This window comes from Streptomyces sp. YS-3, from assembly GCF_045257485.1.
In the GTDB taxonomy this organism is placed as follows: Bacteria; Actinomycetota; Actinomycetes; order Streptomycetales; family Streptomycetaceae; genus Streptomyces.
Genome location: NZ_JBJHPC010000132.1, coordinates 1 through 14,130 on the forward strand (window position 1 = coordinate 1; position 14,130 = coordinate 14,130).

The 14,130-nt window shown below is 72.8% G+C and carries 12 protein-coding genes and 1 pseudogene; 3 read left to right on the forward strand and 10 right to left on the reverse strand.

The window, feature by feature from the left end:
* Positions 1-123: 123 nt before the first annotated feature.
* Together ACJA3G_RS13985 and ACJA3G_RS13990 are read right to left on the reverse strand one after the other, a co-directional pair.
* A complete protein-coding gene (locus tag ACJA3G_RS13985) occupies positions 124-660 on the reverse strand; it encodes an ATP-binding protein (protein WP_406553280.1) in 537 nt (178 codons plus the stop codon).
* 145 nt (positions 661-805) lie between these two features.
* Positions 806-1,132, reverse strand: a complete 327-nt coding sequence (locus tag ACJA3G_RS13990) for a hypothetical protein (RefSeq protein ID WP_406553281.1) — start codon at positions 1,130-1,132, stop codon at positions 806-808.
* Positions 1,133-1,418: 286 nt separating this feature from the next.
* On the opposite strand from ACJA3G_RS13990, the gene ACJA3G_RS13995 reads away from it, so the two are divergent.
* Positions 1,419-2,516 carry a PLP-dependent cysteine synthase family protein gene (locus tag ACJA3G_RS13995; RefSeq protein WP_406553282.1) on the forward strand — a complete coding sequence of 366 codons (1,098 nt, stop codon included), beginning with the start codon at positions 1,419-1,421 and terminating at the stop codon, positions 2,514-2,516.
* A gap of 54 nt (positions 2,517-2,570) precedes the next feature.
* Here ACJA3G_RS13995 and ACJA3G_RS14000 read toward each other — a convergent pair whose 3' ends face one another.
* Entirely contained in the window at positions 2,571-3,065 is a 495-nt protein-coding gene (locus ACJA3G_RS14000; protein WP_406553283.1) for an SRPBCC family protein, read from the reverse strand.
* A 72-nt stretch (positions 3,066-3,137) separates the two neighbouring features.
* Positions 3,138-3,998 (reverse strand): DeoR/GlpR family DNA-binding transcription regulator, encoded by an 861-nt coding sequence (locus ACJA3G_RS14005; RefSeq protein ID WP_406553284.1) that lies wholly within the window; start codon positions 3,996-3,998, stop codon positions 3,138-3,140.
* Between the two features lie 246 nt (positions 3,999-4,244).
* Here ACJA3G_RS14005 and ACJA3G_RS14010 point away from each other — a divergent pair.
* A pseudogene (locus ACJA3G_RS14010) lies at positions 4,245-6,562 on the forward strand (hypothetical protein); the annotation flags it as partial.
* Here ACJA3G_RS14010 and ACJA3G_RS14015 read toward each other — a convergent pair.
* The 6 genes from ACJA3G_RS14015 to ACJA3G_RS14040 form a co-directional block, all read right to left on the reverse strand.
* On the reverse strand, positions 6,535-8,937 hold the full coding sequence (locus ACJA3G_RS14015) for a right-handed parallel beta-helix repeat-containing protein (RefSeq protein ID WP_406553285.1): 2,403 nt from the start codon (positions 8,935-8,937) through the stop codon (positions 6,535-6,537). The pseudogene ACJA3G_RS14010 and the gene ACJA3G_RS14015 overlap by 28 nt on opposite strands.
* A 91-nt stretch (positions 8,938-9,028) precedes the next feature.
* Positions 9,029-9,634, reverse strand: coding sequence for a hypothetical protein (locus ACJA3G_RS14020; RefSeq protein WP_406553286.1), 606 nt, complete (start codon positions 9,632-9,634; stop codon positions 9,029-9,031).
* Between the two features lie 142 nt (positions 9,635-9,776).
* Positions 9,777-10,610, reverse strand: coding sequence for an MOSC domain-containing protein (locus tag ACJA3G_RS14025; RefSeq protein ID WP_406553287.1), 834 nt, complete (start codon positions 10,608-10,610; stop codon positions 9,777-9,779).
* An 85-nt stretch (positions 10,611-10,695) separates the two neighbouring features.
* Positions 10,696-11,151: a DUF6643 family protein gene (locus tag ACJA3G_RS14030; RefSeq protein WP_406553288.1), complete on the reverse strand. Its 456-nt coding sequence runs from the start codon at positions 11,149-11,151 to the stop codon at positions 10,696-10,698.
* Positions 11,148-12,293, reverse strand: a complete 1,146-nt coding sequence (locus ACJA3G_RS14035) for a transposase (RefSeq protein ID WP_406553289.1) — start codon at positions 12,291-12,293, stop codon at positions 11,148-11,150. Before ACJA3G_RS14035 ends, ACJA3G_RS14030 begins: the two co-directional genes overlap by 4 nt.
* Positions 12,268-13,164, reverse strand: coding sequence for a recombinase family protein (locus tag ACJA3G_RS14040; protein WP_406553290.1), 897 nt, complete (start codon positions 13,162-13,164; stop codon positions 12,268-12,270). The genes ACJA3G_RS14035 and ACJA3G_RS14040 overlap by 26 nt, the downstream gene beginning before the upstream one ends.
* Before the next feature lie 381 nt (positions 13,165-13,545).
* On the opposite strand from ACJA3G_RS14040, the gene ACJA3G_RS14045 reads away from it, so the two are divergent.
* The coding region (locus ACJA3G_RS14045; protein WP_406553291.1) for a TerD family protein at positions 13,546-14,130 on the forward strand (585 nt) is incomplete at its 3' end.

Here is a 14,130-nt window from a genome sequence, read left to right on the forward strand (position 1 = left end):
CGGGACGAAGACGGCCGGGCCGTGCCTGCACAAGCGGCCCGCCCTGGTACGCGCCGAAGGGCGCGGCGGCCATCCGCGCACTCCCGCCCGGCCGCCATCGCGCGGTCCGGCCCGTACGCCCGGTCAGCCCGCGGCGGGCAGCCGGGCGGGAGTGCGCGGATGGCCGCCGCGCCCTTCGGCGCGTACCAGGGCGGGCCGCTTGTGCAGGCACGGCCCGGCCGTCTTCGTCCCGTACGCGGGACGGGACGGCAGCGCCACCGGGGCCGGCGGCGCGGGAAGCGTGAACCATACGGTCTTGCCCGAGGCGCCCAGCGGGCGCACGCCCCAGCTCTCACTGACCGCCGCGATCATCGCGAGTCCGCGGCCATGGGTGGCGAAGGGGTCGGTGCTGCGGACGACGGGCATCCGCGGGTCGTGGTCGTGGACGGACACCGTGAGCCGGTCGCGCAACAGCTCGATCTCCACGGTGCAGAGCTTGTCCGGCTGGGCGTGCCGGTGGACGTTGGTCAGCAACTCGGTGACGCCCAGCGCCGCCTCATCGATCAGAGGATCGAGATGCCAGTAACGCAACTGTGCTGAAACGATTCTGCGGACCTGTCCGATCCGCGACGGCAGGGCTTGGAGCTCCACCGTGCAATGCCTGCTCGACTGGCTGATCACGGCTGCGACTCCCCGATTGAGGTCCGGAAGAAGCTTGTCTGTCCGGCGGGCTGGATCACAGCGTGACCGCCGGTAAACCCTCAGTGATGTGAGACCAGGGTGGCTCAGGGGTGGACCCTCCGCAACTCGCGCCCCACCAGCCCCCTCAGCCGCGCGACCCGCTCGCCGGGCGCACCGCCTGCAGAAAACGCTGCGCGAGCTCCGCGCCGCGCGGCCTCCCGGTCTGCTGGCCCATGGTCAGCCGGTAGCGGTGGCCGTTGAGCCTGGCCACTGTGCGGTCGGCCTTGGCGGCCCACGGCAGCAGCGGCTTGCCCGCGCTCACCGCACGCAGCGGCGCGCTGTCGATCTCCCGCCCGTTGCTGGTGAGCAGCGCGAGCCGCCCGTCCTTGATCAGGACCTGCCCCGCCCTGGTCAGTGAACGCGTCCACCGCTCGATCCGCACACCCCTGGCGCTGAACTCCGGCTCGGTCATGGCCGCTGTGCCCCCTTCGTACCGTTCCTGCTGGGCAGTCTGCACAACGATCGCCGTACGCACCAGGGCGCACGTCGGATCGGCCGTCACCCGTCGCCGCACGCCCCCCTCCCGCGTGTCCCACAAGCCACCCCTATGGATCCCCAAAGAAAAGGTTTGTGCAGGTGAGGGCGGTATTGTCAAGTGACGGAGCCGCGCCTTTCCAGCCGACTTCCGCCATCAGCTGCACGATATTTCCAGCCCAGGGCGCCGCCGCCCCCGGAGCGCCGACACATGGAGGAGTGGCATGGAGACCATCGACGTGGACCGCAGCGACGCGGCCTACCGGGCGTGGCTGAAGGACGCCGTGCGCAAGGTCCAGGCCGACGCCAACCGCTCCGCCGACACCCATCTGCTGCGCTTCCCGCTGCCCGAGCGGTGGGGCATCGACCTGTACCTCAAGGACGAGTCCACCCACCCCACCGGCAGCCTCAAGCACCGCCTCGCCCGCTCGCTCTTCCTGTACGGGCTGTGCAACGGCTGGATCCGGCCCGGCAAGCCGGTCATCGAGGCCTCCAGCGGCTCGACCGCCGTCTCCGAGGCGTACTTCGCGGGCCTCGTCGGCGTGCCGTTCATCGCCGTCATGCCGCGCACCACCAGCGCCGAGAAGTGCCGTCTGATCGAATTCCACGGCGGCCAGTGCCACTTCGTGGACGACTCGCGCAAGATGTACGAGGAGGCCGCGGCCCTCGCGCTGGAGACCGGCGGCCACTACATGGACCAGTTCACGTACGCGGAGCGGGCCACCGACTGGCGCGGCAACAACAACATCGCCGAATCGATCTACCAGCAGCTGAGGCTGGAGCGGTACCCGGAACCCGCCTGGATCGTGGCCACGGCCGGCACCGGCGGCACCTCCGCCACCATCGCGCGCTATGTGCACTACATGCAGTTCGACACCCGCATCTGCGTGCCGGACCCGGAGAACTCCTGTTTCTTCGACGGCTGGACCCGCGGCGACGCGTACGCGACCAGCGACTGCGGCTCACGCATCGAGGGCATCGGGCGCCCCCGGATGGAGCCCAGCTTCCTGCCCGGCGCCATCGACCGGATGATGAAGGTCCCGGACGCGGCGAGCATCGCGGCCGTACGCGCCCTCGAAGCGGCCATCGGCCGCAAGGCGGGCGGCTCCACCGGCACCGGCCTGTGGTCCGCCCTGAAGATCGTCTCCGAGATGGTGGCCGCCGGGCGCACCGGCAGCGTCGTCACCCTGCTCTGCGACCCGGGGGACCGCTACCTCGACAAGTACTACTCGGACGCCTGGCTGGCCGAACAGGGCCTGGACATCGCGCCGTACGCGGCGACGATCGACACCTTCCTGGCGAGCGGAGTGTGGCCGGAGTAGAGCGGTCGGGCGAAGGTCCGGCGGCCGGAAGCGGCCGGAAACGCCCGGTGCTTTCTAGGACGCCGCCGCCGACGGGCCGGCGCCGGGCGCCGCGAGGCGGCGGTCCAGTGCCCTCACCGCGTCGCGGAACGCCCGGTCGAAGCCGGCCCGGCCCATCCGCAGCGCGAACCGCACGGGTGCGCCGGCGTCGGCCGCGAAGGTCCACCGCACCCGGGTGCCCCCGGCGGTGGGGGTGAGGCGCCACTCCTCCAACAGGGCGCGCAGCCCGGGGGCGTTGGTGGCGTCGACCCGGTAGGCGTAGCGCGCACAGGGCTCGGCGGCCATCACCGTCTCCCTGAACCGGGTGCCCCCGCGCAGCCGGACCTCCCGGCCGCCGTCGGTGGCCCGCGCGTGGGTCACGGCCGTAAACCATGTGGGCCAGGCTGCGGTCTCCTCGGCGAGGGCGCGGTAGAGGGCGTCCGCCGGGGCGACCGCGTCGGCGGTGAAGACCAGGCGCAGCGGGGCGGACTCGACGAAGTCGAGCTCCACGGGACGGAGTCGGCGAGCCATCGGGCCGCACCTCCAGTGGTCGGTGTGGACGGGCACGGGCGAGCGGGCCCGCACACCCTAACTGCCGGTGCGTCAGATGTCTTCGGCGGGGCCCGGCTCCGCCTCCGCCCCGTCGTCCTCGCCCGCCACGAGCAGCCCCGGCAGATGCTCGGCCATCTCCTCGCGCGCCGCGTCCGTCAGCCCCGCGTCCGTCACCAGCGTGTGCACCTCGTCCAGCGAGGCGAACGAACTCAGCCCCACCGTGCCCCACTTGGTGTGGTCCGCGACCACCACGACCCGCCGCGCGGACCGCACGAACCGGCGGTTGGTCTCCGCCTCCGCCAGGTTCGGCGTGGACAGCCCCGCCTCCACCGAGATGCCGTGCACCCCGAGGAAGAGCACATCGAAGTGGAGCGAGCGGATCGCCTGGTCCGCGACCGGCCCCACCAGCGAGTCCGACGGGGTCCGCACCCCACCGGTGAGCACCACGGTCGCCGCCCCCGGCCGGCTGCCCGAGGAGCCCGCGGCCCGCTGCGCCGCGTGGAAGACGTCCGCGACCCGCACCGAGTTGGTCACCACCGTCAGATCCGGGACGTCCAGCAGCCGGTGGGCCAGGGCGTACGTCGTCGTACCGCCCGAGAGCGCGATGGCGCTGCCCGGCACCGCCATCGCCGCCGCCGCGCGCGCGATGTCCTCCTTGGCGTTCAGCTCCAGGCCCGACTTGGCCTCGAAACCCGGCTCGTGCGTGGAGGCCTCGACCACCGGCACCGCCCCGCCGTGCACCTTCTCGATCACGCCCTGGCGGGCCAGCGCGTCCAGGTCCCGGCGCACCGTCATGTCCGAGACGTTCAGCTTCCGGGTGAGCTCGTTGACCCGGACACCGCCACGCCGTCTGACCTCGTCGAGGATCAGGGCGCGACGCTGCTCCGCGAGCAGGTTCTGGTTGTCGCTCACTGCCGGGTCGGTCCTTCCGCGTGGCCGTACATGTCGTCGCCGTACATCCGAATCCTGTCACGGGGAGATTCCGTGAGGACACCGCACTGCGCCCCCCGATCCGAGATCCTGGAGAACCCGCATGCCACGGCCGCGCGCCGGGGCAGGACGGCCCCCGCACGACGCCCGACCCGCACGATCCGCGATCCGCACGATGCCCGCCGTGTCCCGCCGCCGATCCTCCCACCGCGAGAGCGAGTCACAGAAGTGTCCCGTGCCACACCGGCCGCCGACGACGGCGGCCCCGCGCTCGAACTCCTCGTCCACGGCGTCGGCGGCGCCACCCCGCAGTCCATGCTCGACGACCCGCGTACGGTCCGGGTCACCGGGGACGAGACCGCCGCCGTGTACCGCCGCGCCGACGACGCCGACGCCGAGGACCACCCCGAGCGCCACCGCGAGGGGCCGGTCGCCGAGGCGTACTGCTGGGCCAACCTCACCTCCGGCAACGGCGCCCGCGCCCTGTGGCTGCTGCTCCTGCCGTTCATGGTGGTCAACCTCGCGCACTGGATGCGACCGCCCGCCCGCGACCCGGCCCGCGCGGTGCGGCTCTACGGAGTGCTGGTGCGGCTCGTCGCCCTCAGCCTCACCGTGCTGCTCACCGCCGCCGTCTGCGAGGTCGCGCTCGACCTGGCCGCCTGGCAGTGCGCGGGCACGGCCCGCTGCGCCGAGGGGAAGTCCTGGCTGGCCTTCCTGTCGCCCTCGCGGCACGGCTGGTGGAGCGCGCCGGGCCGCCGCCTGGCGCTGGCCGCGCCGGTCCCCGCCGCGCTGACCGGCCTGCTCTGGTACCTGTCCAACCGCACCTGGAGCGCGTACGAGTCGCAGCAGCCGCTCGGCGCCGCCGGGGACGAGGGCGAGCCGGACGCGCCCGCGCTGAGCCGCCCCGGCTTCTGGTACGGACGGCGGCTGGTCGCCCGGCTGCGCGCCGCCCACACCGCCGCCGGTTTCCTCACTGTCGCCGCCGCCGTCACCACGGCCGCCGCCCGCCACGACCGGGCCGCCTCGAACACCTCCCTCGACACGCTGGGCCGGGCCCTGACGGCCGTTCTGCTGGTCGGCGCGGCCGTGGTCGTGGGCGTGGTGTGCGGCCGTGGCCGCAGCGAGTCGCGCCTGGACGAGCACCTGGACCGGGCCGTCGTCACCTTCCTGCCCACCGCCGCCCTCGGCCTGCTCGCCCTGTCCATGGTGTACGCGTCGTGGGAACGGCCCGGCTGGGCCTCGCACTCCACGCTCCCCGGCGACCGCACCTTCGGGATCATCGCGCTGGGCCAGGGCGTCCTGGTCGTACTGCTCGCCGGGGTGGCACTCGTGCTGCGGCGCCGCGCCCATGACTCCCGCACCGCCCTGACCGGCCTCGGCGGCCCCGCCGTGGCCCTGCTGGCGTGCGCGCTGGGCGGGGTGATGACGGGCGGCGTCGCCCAGCGCGTGGCCGACTGGCTGGACGGCGCGGGCACCCCCGGCGTGGCCCGGGACGGCTTCGCGGGGCCGCCGCCGCTCCTCACCTGGCAGGCCTCGGTGATCCCGGCCCTGCTCGTGCTCCTCGTCCCGGCCGTCGTGTACTTCGCGTTACGCACCTGGCGCGTCGCACGCGCCGAGGAGCCGCGGCTGCTGGCCGACTACCCGGGAGAACTTCCCGACGCCGCCCGCTCCCGGCGGATCGCCACCGTCCGCGCGCGGGCCCGCCTCACCGACCGCGCACCCGTCTTCGTCGGGATCGTCGGCGCCGCCACCCTGCTGCTCGGCGGGGGCGCGCTCGCGGGCTCCTGGGCCACCGGACAGGTCCCCGGGCGGGCGGCGGCCGACGCGCCCGGCGTGGTCTCCTCGGCCGCCGACACCATCCAGGGGCTCGGCTCCTGGTTCACCGGCCTCGGCTTCCTGCTCTTCGTCACCTGGGGGCGGCGCGCCTACAAGGACGCGGCGGCCCGGCGCACCATCGGCATCCTGTGGGACGTGGGCACCTTCTGGCCGCGCGCGGCCCACCCCTTCGCGCCTCCCTGCTACGCCGAGCGGGCCGTGCCCGACCTCGCCTGGCGGATGAACACCTGGACCGGACGCACCGGCGGCCGTCTGGTCATCTCCGGCCACTCCCAGGGCAGCGTGCTGGCCGCCGCGGCCGTGTGGCAGCTTCCCGCCCGGACCCGCCGCAGCGTCGCGCTGCTCACCTACGGCTCGCCCCTGGAGCGGCTGTACGGACGCTGGTTCCCCGCCTACTTCGGGCGCCCCGAGCTGACCGCCCTCCACCGGGAGCTGCACTGCTGGCGCAACCTGTGGCGGGCCACCGACCCGATCGGCGGCCCCGTGCTGCCCGGCACGAACGTGGACCGGGGGCCCCTCCTGGACCCCCTCGCCTTCGGACGCACACGACGGCAGCCGCTGCCCGCGCCCATCCTGGCCCACTCCGACTACCAGGCCGACCCGGTCTTCGCCGAGGAGCGCACCGGACTCCTCGACGCACTGTCACCGAAACTCCCGCACCAGCGCTGACAAGCCTTCGGGCTCAGGGCAGTTCGGGCAGATCGTCCGGGTAGAGCAGACTCAGGTCGTCCGGGCTCGCGTCCGCGAACTGGGCGACCCGGCCCGCGTGCCGCTCCACCATCGACTCGAACGTCCGGCGCGCGGTCCGGCCGTTGCCGAACGCCGGACCCTTGGGCAGCACCGTGAAGTACTTGAGAAGCGCCTCGCCCGTCCCGCTCCCCAGCCGGTACTCGTGCTCCTCGGCCTGCTGCTCCACGATCCGCAGCAGCTCCTCCGGGTCGTAGTCGCTGAAGGTGATGGTCCGTGAGAAACGGGACGCCACCCCGGGGTTGACGCTCAGGAAGCGCTCCATCTCCGCCGTGTACCCCGCGACGATCACCACCACGGCCTCGCGGTGGTCCTCCATCAGCTTCACCAGCGTGTCGATGGCCTCCCGCCCGAAGTCCCGGCCGGAGTCCTCGGGCGACAGCGCGTACGCCTCGTCGATGAACAGCACGCCGCCCCGCGCCCGGTCGAACGCCTCCTGGGTACGGATCGCCGTCGACCCGATGTGCTCGCCCACCAGATCGACCCGGGACACCTCCACGAGATGCCCGCGCTCCAGGACCCCGAGCGAGGCCAGGATCTCTCCGTAGAGCCGGGCGACCGTGGTCTTGCCGGTGCCGGGGGAGCCCGTGAAGACCAGATGGCGCCGGACGGACGCGGCCTTGAGACCGGCCCGCTGCCGCTTGCGGCCCACCTCGATCATGTCGGTCAGCGCCCGCACCTCACGCTTGACGCTCTCCAGGCCCACCAGCGCGTCGAGTTCCCCCAACACGTCCTGCGAGGAGCGCGCCGCAGCGCCGACGGGCTCCGCCGCGGCTGCCTCGGTGAGGCGCTGCGCCGGGACCGCGGTGAGCAGGCCAAGCGTCTGGGTCGCGGTCTGCGCGGCGGCCGACTGCGCCGGCCCGGTGCGCACACCGCTCTCGTCGCTGGTGCACTCCTCGGACACCGGCCCGTCCTCGCCGAACTCGTACCCCCCGCGCGCACAGCGCTCCGTACGGCAGCGGGTCAGCGTCGTACGACAGCCGTCCACGACATGGAAGCCGTAACCCCCGCTGCCGGTGACCCGGCAGCCGTGGAAGGTGCCCCGGCCCTCGGCCGAGACGTAGAACCCGGCCTCCGCGGGCGCGGACACCGTGCAGCGCTCGATCCGGGGATCGGCCCCCTTGGTCACGATCACACCGGTCTGCGCCGCGTCGATGGTGCAGTTGGCGAGCGTGCCGCCACTGCCGTGATCGCGGAACCAGGCGCCGGTGGAGACCTCCCTGATCCGGCAGTCGTCGAGCTGCGCGGTGGCCCCGTCGCTCACCGACACCGCCGTATTGCGCACCTGCGAGATGTCACTGTCGACGACATCGGCGCGCGAACCCCGGTCAAGCACGAACAGCGCGTCCGGCACGTCGTGGACCCGGCAGGACTCCAGCACCGCGGTGGCACCGTCACTGACCCACACCGCCGGGTAGTCGCCCGTACTGTCATGGATCTCGCACTGGTTGGCGTCCACCCGGGTCCCCGGATCCCACACCGACAGGCCGTTGCGGCCGAAGCCGCGCACCACCGAGCGGGTCAGGGTCAGCACCGAACGGGAACGCAGGTCCACCGCGTTCTCGGGGATGTCGTGGATGTCGCAGTCCGCCAGCGTGAGCACCGCGTCCGTGTCCAGCGTGACCCCGTCCGCCGAGGTGCGGTGCACCGTGCAGTCGGTGAGATGCGCGGTGGCGCGCGCGGCGATCTGCACCCCGGCGCCCTTGATCTCGTACACCTCGCAGCCCAGCGCCTCCAGACCGGTGCCCTCCCCGGTGACCGACAGACCCGCGCCCGAGGCGTGGTGCACCCGGCAGCGCTCCAGCCGGGGATGGGCGCCCGCGCGGACCGAGACGCCCGACTGGCCGGCCGCGACCACCTCGCACTCCTCGAAGAGGCCGCCCGCACCGTCCAGCACGCCGATACCGACGCCGCCGGGGTTGTCCACCGTGCACCGGCGGACCGTGGGACGGGCCGCCCCGCGCACCTCGATCCCCACCGCCGACCGCGTCACCACCCGAAGGTCGCACAGCTCGGGAGCGCCGTCCTCGATCAGCAGCGCGGGCGCCGCCGCGTCCTGCCCCTCCAACTGGAGGTCCTGGACGGTGGCCGAGGCCCGCACCGTCAGCGGTACACCGTCGACCGGGGCGATCCGCACCGAACCGGCCGACCCCTCGGGGCCACGCAGGGTCACGGCCCGCCTCAGGACCAGGTTCTCGCGGTAGGTGCCGGGCGCGACCGTGAGGACATCGCCGTCGGCGGCGGCCTCCAGGGCAGCGGCGAGCGAGGCGTATTCGCCGGTACGGCGCCGCCACCTCGAAGTGCCCGTGTGGGTTACCTGGACCGTGCCCTGAGCCATGGCGCTGTTGTGCCCCCACCTCGTGCGTGCGAACGCTGTACGTGCGACTGATGGTCCACCGTAGCGCGCGCGGGGCCGCCGGGTTGACCGCTCAGCTACCCGCTCCCGCACGGCCCCAGTCCGGACCGTATCGGGCCCAGGCGCGGTCGAGACGGGCATACCGCCGTCGCATCAGACGCCATACGACCAGCCGCCGCACGACCTCCAGAAGGCCGGCCACCGCCGCAGCCGCGCCGAGGCCCGCGAACACCGCGTGCCCGTGCGCGGTCGTGGAGTCCAGGGGGCGCCCGGTCCGTATACCGCGGCGGTCCGTCCACATGCGGAAGGTGGAACCCACCGGGGCCGCCCGCCTGGGGGCCGCGACCGTGCCGGTGTGGAGCGTGCCGTCGTACGCCGTCCAGTTGGCCCTGACCCGGATCCGGCCCTCACGGCCACCCGCGCCCTGCGTGTCGGCGAGCGAACCGCGCTCATGGGCCGCACCGATCACCACGGCCGTCGTCGGATGCCGCTCGCGCTGCTCCCTGGCCGCCGTGCGCTGGAGGGCGTGGTCGGTGACCGCCCCGCACAGGCCGCCCAGCACCGGCGAGGCCACCACCATCAGCACCAGGGCGACCAGCGCCACCCATGCCTCGACCAGGTCCGTACGGCGGCATAAGCGGTTCCTCCGCCAGCGCCACACCCCGACTGCGGATCGCACCGGATCGCACCCCCTTCCGCTTGCGTCCTGGCCCCGCACGGCATGCCCTACGCGTGAGCGGGCCCGGAAGAGAGCAACATCACCCGGACCCCCTCCCGCACAACGCGTCCGCCACTCCCACGAGTTCCCGCCGACAGGCGCCTTACGCGAGAACGCGCAGGGGATCACCGGTGCGGATGACACCGGGACGCTCGGGGACCAGGTTCTGCCCGAACACCAGCTGGGTGCCGAAGCGGCGGTGACGGCCCAGGGTGCGCAGCGGCTCACGGCCGCGCTCGGCGGTCGCCTGGTCCGTGGTGGTGATGACACAGCGCCCGCAGGGCTTGGCGACCCGGAAGACGACGTCGCCCAGCGCGATCCGCGACCAGTCGTCCTCGGCCCAGGCCTCGGTGCCGTCGATCACCACATTGGGGCGGAACCGGTTCATCGGCAGCGGACCCTCGTCCGGGCGACCGCCCTGCGCGATCAGGGAGTTCAGCGCGTCCAGCGAGGCCGTGGTGGCGATCAGGAGCGGGAAGCCGTCGGCGAAGCTCACCGTCTCGCCGGGCAGGGCGAAGTCCGGGTCGACGGGCCGCCGGGTCGCGGGGTCGTCGAGGTGGACCAGCCGGACCTCCGCCCCCAGGTGGTCGCTGAACCACGCGTGCGCGGCCTCGTCCGCCGCTATCGCCTCGACCTTCTTGCCGAAGAGCGTCACCGTGACCGGCCCGATCGGCTCGGGCACGGCAACGGTCAGATCCTCCTTGCCGGGCGCGGACACCCGGACGGAGCCGTCCGGGAGCGCCCGGGCGGCGGCCAACGCGAGCCGCGCCTTCTCCCGTTGAGTCACGGCCTTCCCGGCGGCGTCGACGACCATCCAGCGGCGGTCACCGACCGGCCCCCAGGGCTCGACCGCCACCTCGTCCAGTCGGTACCCCCGGACCGACTTGACGGGGTAGACGTTGATGTGGCGCACGACGGGCTGAACCGGACTCTCCATGAGCCAATCCTGCCAGCCGCCTCGGACATCCGGCCGAACACCGGGGAGCGGAGAGCGGAAGGCCGTCCCGCTCGGTGCTTCCCGCTCAGTACCCCGTGTTCTGGTACGGCTGCTGGTAGCCGTCGTAGTAGGGCGCCGGGGCGGGCGCGGGCCGCGGGGCCGCGGGACGCATCGCCTCGTAGCCGGACGGGGCCGGCGGACGCTGCTGCTGGACCTGCGGGCCCGGGTAGGCGCGCGGGGCCCCGGTCTGCTGCGGGATGTAGGGCGCGGGCGCGCTCTGCAGCGGCATCGGCTGAGGTGCCTGCTGGTAGCCGTACGACGAGGCGTAGGCAGGCTGCTGGGAGGGCCCGGCGGGCAGGGCGGGAAGCGCGGCCGGGAGGGCCGGCAGATAGCTGCCGGCGGTGTCGTACAGGGCGGGTACTCGGATCGGGGCGATCTGAGGCGTACCCCGTTCTGCGACGAGGGAGTCGTAGATGGGGGTGTCCGGGAAGGACGGCGCGGAGTAGTAACCGCCGCCATAGGTGGAGCGGGGGGAGGTCATGGCACATAAGTTAAGCCCACGATGTGGTCGTTGGATAGCCCGGTTGAAGGAGGGGCGTGTGTGGAAATGAGGAGCCGTGGATCAAGCTTCCCTTCCACCCGCAGAGGCGGCAGGCAGACCCCGCCGTCAGGCAGTGGAACAGCGGGTACTCCGGCGAGCCTTTCCATGGCCTGATCCCAGACCTCGCACTGGCTCCAGCGCCGCCAGGTGCTGACCACCGTGCCCCACGGTCCGTACTTCCCCGGCAGGGCGCGCCACGGACATCCGTGGGTGGCCTTGTAGAGGATCGCCTCGAAGAGCGGACGTGCCGGACGGGTCGGCCGTCCACGCCAGTGAGACGGGAAGACCGGCTCGACCAGAGCCCAGGTGTCGTCCGTGATGACCGGGACATCCCGGCGCCGATCCCGGAACCACGCGGCGATTTCGTCGTCCTTGCGGACCCGGCGGGGGACCTCTCCCAGGAGAGTCACCCGGACGTCCATCAGGTCCAGCACCTCGGCCTGCTCCTCGGGCCTCATGTCGTGCAGGCGCTCCCTGGCCACGGCGGCCAGGGTCTGCAGGTCGTGGGCCCCCCGGGCCGCGCTCCGGGCGGCCTTCTGCCAGTCCCGCGCCTCTGCGAGCAGATGCTCCAGGCTCGCCCGCTCCTCCTTGAGCGGGCCCAGGGCCTTCTGGATGGCGGCGGCCACACCTCCCTGCTCCTTCGCCGCGGCCATGACCGTGGCCGCGATGGCGACGTCCTGGCCGGCGATCTGGCGCTCAAGGTCAGCGATACGGGCTTCGTGGTCCACTCCGCTGCTCCGGATCATGTCGGCCCAGTCGGCGGCGATGGCCGTCAGGCGTGCGGGGTCCTCCAGGAGGCGGCAGACTTCCGTCCACACCTTCCCCTCCAGGGAGGCGGCGCCGATCTGGGAGCAGGTGCACTTGCCCTCGCCCGGTTGACGCCCGGTCTTTCCGGAGCAGCGGTAGACCCGCTGCTCCTGGCGGGTGCGGTTCGTCCCGGTGTAGCGCATGCCGCACAGGCCGGTGATCCTGCCCGTCAGCGGGTGCACCGTCCCCGCTTCGTACGGCGCACGTGCCGTACGGGCCAGTGCGGCATTGAGCTCGGCCAGTTCCGCGTCACTGAAGACCCGCTCCAGCTCCATGACGACCGTCTCTCCGTGCAACGGCTCGCCGTCGGGACCCAGTTGCGTCCCGCGCTTGGTCCCCGCGGTGGTGGGGTTGCGGAAGGTGCGGGTGCCCCTTTTGGACGGGTTCACTGGTCAGCACGTAGTTGAGGTTGTCGGCCGTCCAGGGACGGCCGTTGGGCCCGGTGTACCCGAGCATGTTCAGAGCTACCGCCGCGGTGCGGCGGTTGTGCCGCTCCTCCACGATCAGCTGCCACGCCTGGCGCAGAGCCGGGAAGCCGCGGTAGTCGCTCTCCTCGTCGGCAATCAGGCGGCTCAGGCCCTTCTTGCCCTGGCTCTCGATGAGCCACCCGTACGGGGCGGCCCCGCCGGGGTGGCCGCCGGTGTCGGCCTTCTCCTGAATGCCGGCCTGCGTGCGCTCCCGGATGAGAACGCGCTCGTCCATGGCCCGGTCCGCGGCCTTGCGCATGCGGTTGCGGCCCTCGTCGGTGGTGTTGTCGTAGTCACCCTGGACGATGGCGACGAACACCCCGAGCTCTTCCAGCTCCCACACCCATGGCCAGAAGGCCCGGTCGGCGCGCCCGATGGCGCGCTCCTCGTACACCACGACCAGGTCGAACGGGCGGGGCTGGGAACGCGCGTCCTTCATCAGCCGGGACAGCCCGTCCCGGTGGGACGCCTCCAGCGCACCGCTGACCCCGCCGTCGGGGTACGTGTCGACCAGGAGCCAACCCATCTTCTCCGCATGGGTGGAGATGCGGCGGCTCGTGTACTGGATGCCGTAGCCCTTGGTCTGCTCCTCTGTCGACACCCGTAAGTAAGCCGCGGCCCGCAACTGGTCCGTGGCCGGTCGGGCCACCTCGGCGGGGCGCGTGAGAGTCTTGGCCATGCGTCAGTCCCTTCGCGACTGGCAGACCCCCGGCGGTGCTTCCGGCGCCTCCGGGGGTCACTCATGTGGCGGGCATCCTAGGCCGCGCGCCTGTCAGTTCGTGGGGTGAACAGAAGCTCCAGCAGGCGGCTGTGTGGGGCGTCGTCCGTCTCGCTGTTGACGGACTACCGGATGCTGATCTCCAGGGGGTTGTTTTACGGGTTCGGAGTGACCGCATCGCCCCAATGTGAGCGAACGTGGGAAAATCGGTCGCCCGGGAGCGCATGGATCCTGTAAAGGCCGAGCTCGGGAGGGGTTACCGGCGGGTGCCGGAACGTCCGGCGGGGTTTAGGTTGACGGTGCGGAAAATCTTCGGCACCCCGACTCGCGATGGGGGCGAGCATGTCCATGCTTAAAGGGTCCAACGTTCCGGTGCCGGCGCCGGTCGTACGGGTGGAACTGGCCTGGCGTTCGGGTCCCGGGGTGCCGGACGCCGACGCCTCGGCCCTGCTGATCGCGGCCGGCACCGGCAAGGTCCGCTCGGATGCCGACTTCGTCTTCTACAACCAGCCGGCCCATGCCTCGGGCGCGGTTCGGCACGAGGGCAAGCGGAGCTCGGCCGAGGAGGTCACGGACACGCTCCTCGTCGATCTCGCGCGCGTGGAGGGCGAGGTGGACCGTGTGGTGCTCGCCGCCTCCGCCGATGGAGGAACGTTTGGCCGCGTCCCGGGGCTGCGCGTCCGTGTCCTGGACGCGGCGAGCGGCGCGGAGCTCGCCCGCTTCGACAGCGCGGACGCGACCGTGGAGACGGCGTTCATCCTGGGGGAGCTCTACCGGCGCCAGGGCGGCTGGAAGTTCCGCGCGGTGGGCCAGGGGTACGACTCCGGACTCGAAGGGCTCGCGACGGACTTCGGGATCACCGTCGACCGGCCAGGCGCGGCGGCCCCCGCTCCGGCTCCCGTACCGGCTGCTCCCGCACCGCCCGCC